Here is a 2508-nt window from a genome sequence, read left to right as displayed (position 1 = left end):
TATGTTGATCCGTGTATTGGGCAACAATATGAAACCGGCCAACTTGGCCCAATTCATGAAGACCATTCAAAAATCGGACTATAAAGGTGAAGGCTTGGAAAGTATTGCCGATTTTATCAAAGGATAGTTGCAAAACTTTGATACTAAAAAACCTGCCCATGCAATTGGGCAGGTTTTTTATTTTCAAAAATACCAGTAATAAGTAAGGGCATTATTTATTCTAAACACTAATTATTATCTTCGTTTCACTATTAACACTAACATAAATTTTAAAATGGAAAAAGCAACGGAATGGATTAATTACGGTTTGGAACTTGCCAAAGAATTTGGCCCAAAATTGCTCACAGCAATACTCATTTTCATTATTGGCTCTTGGGTTATCAAGAAGATAGTAGGTTCTTCCCGTAAAGTAATGAACAAAAGTAAATACGATGAATCCCTACAACGATTTTTATTGAATATGGTCTCTTGGGCTCTTAAGATATTTTTGATCCTTGTCGTTATATCACAATTAGGCGTTGATGTCACCACATTTGCCGCTGTTATCGCTGCCGCTGGTTTAGCTGTTGGGTTGGCCTTGCAAGGGTCGTTATCGAACTTTGCGGGCGGTGTACTGATCATGATTTTCAAACCTTATAAAATCGGTGAATTGATCGAGGCACAAGGAGAATTGGGTGTGGTCAAGGAAATCGAGATTTTCACTACAAAAATGATAACTCCAGGGAATAAATTAGCGATAATACCGAATGGCGCCATGGCCAATGGCAATATAATAAACTATACGGCAGAAGGTAAAATGCGGGTAGATACAACAATTGGGGTAGGCTACGGGGAGGACATCAAAAAGACCAAGGAAGTCTTAATGGCGGTCTTGACTTCAAATCCTTTGGTGTTGAAAGATCCGGCTCCTTCGGTGAATGTTTCGGAATTGGCCGATAGCTCGGTGAATTTTGCTGTGCGCCCGTATTGTAAGCCCGAGCATTATTGGGATGTGTATTTTGGCACTTTGGAAAATTGTAAACTGGCTTTGGATAAAGCAGGTATTGAAATTCCATATCCACATCAAGTGGAAATACGCAAAAATGGATAGATAATTACGGATTATACATAAAAAGCCACTGCAATAAGTGGCTTTTTTTATGCAGTTTAATCTAAATACCGGTATAATTACTTGGGGTAATCGCCTTCAGCTCCATTTTTATGGCATCGGAAACCTCCAAAGTGTCAATGAAATCGGCCATGGTCTTTTGATTGATTTTTTCATTGGTTCGGGTCAATCCTTTTAAAGCTTCATAGGGATTGGGATACCCTTCCCTTCTCAATATGGTCTGAATGGCTTCAGCCACCACGGCCCAATTGTTGTCCAAGTCTTGTTCGATCTTTTCCTGGTTCAACAACAGTTTGCCCAATCCTTTTAGTGTAGATTTAAAAGCAATCAACGTATGGCCCAAGGGTACACCTACATTTCTCAGTACGGTACTATCGGTTAAATCACGTTGCAACCTAGATACCGGTAATTTGGCCGATAAGTGCTCAAAAATGGCATTGGCAATGCCGATATTCCCTTCAGAATTCTCAAAATCAATGGGGTTAACCTTATGGGGCATGGCCGAAGATCCCACTTCACCCTTTTTTATTTTTTGCTTAAAATAATCCATGGACACATAGGTCCAGAAATCCCGATCCAAATCTAGGATGATGGTATTTATACGCTTTAAGGTATCAAAAAGTGCTGCCAAATGGTCGTAATGTTCGATCTGGGTCGTAGGGAACGAATGGTGCAATCCCAATTTCTCTTGAACGAATTGCTGTCCAAATGCTTTCCAATCAATATGGGGATAGGCGATTTTATGCGCATTATAGTTTCCTGTCGCCCCGCCGAACTTCGCCGCACTGGGAATGTCATTCAAAAGATTGAATTGTTCTTTCAATCGTTCCACATAAACTTCTATTTCCTTGCCCAAACGGGTAGGGGAGGCGGGTTGTCCATGTGTTCTGGCCAGTAAGGGTACGTTCGCCCATTCCTTCACCAATTCCTTTAATTTATCCAATACCTCGAAATACTGTGGAACATAGACATCGTTCATCGCATCCTTGATCGACAATGGAATCGCCGTATTGTTGATGTCCTGTGAAGTCAATCCAAAATGTATGAATTCCTTATGGGCGCTTAATCCCAAGGTATCAAATGCCCCTTTGATAAAATATTCGACCGCCTTTACATCGTGGTTCGTTGTTTTTTCTATTTCTTTAATATCCTGTGCATCACTCGAATCAATATTCTTGTATATATCCCTTAGAACATCAAATTTGGTGTTATCAAAAGATTTAAGTTGAGGTAGCGGAATTTCACAAAGCGCGATAAAGTATTCGATTTCTACTTGAACTCTATATTTAATCAATCCTTCCTCCGAAAAATAGGGGGACAAGGAAGCCGTTTTGCTTCTATAGCGACCGTCAATGGGTGAAATTGCATTCAATTCAGATAATGACATGGATAATGGGATT

The 2508-nt window shown here is 40.0% G+C and carries 2 protein-coding genes; one reads left to right on the top strand and one right to left on the bottom strand.

From position 1 onward, the window contains the following. Positions 1-274 precede the first annotated feature (274 nt). A complete protein-coding gene (locus WBM98_RS02185) occupies positions 275-1090 on the top strand; it encodes a mechanosensitive ion channel family protein (protein ID WP_424364383.1) in 816 nt (271 codons plus the stop codon). Between the two features lie 61 nt (positions 1091-1151). Here WBM98_RS02185 and purB read toward each other — a convergent pair whose 3' ends face one another. After that, a complete protein-coding gene (gene purB, locus WBM98_RS02180) occupies positions 1152-2495 on the bottom strand; it encodes an adenylosuccinate lyase (protein WP_424364384.1) in 1344 nt (447 codons plus the stop codon). Positions 2496-2508: the final 13 nt, after the last annotated feature.

The organism is Maribacter sp. (genome assembly GCF_049667165.1).
GTDB lineage: Bacteria > Bacteroidota > Bacteroidia > Flavobacteriales > Flavobacteriaceae > Maribacter_A.
This window is presented reverse-complemented; position numbering and strand designations above follow the sequence as displayed.

Coding starts and splice junctions, on each gene's coding strand:
- WBM98_RS02185 (WP_424364383.1), top strand. CDS start 275: ATGGAAAAAGCAACGGAATGGATTAATTACGGTTTGGAACTTGCCAAA.
- purB (WP_424364384.1), bottom strand. CDS start 2,495: ATGTCATTATCTGAATTGAATGCAATTTCACCCATTGACGGTCGCTAT.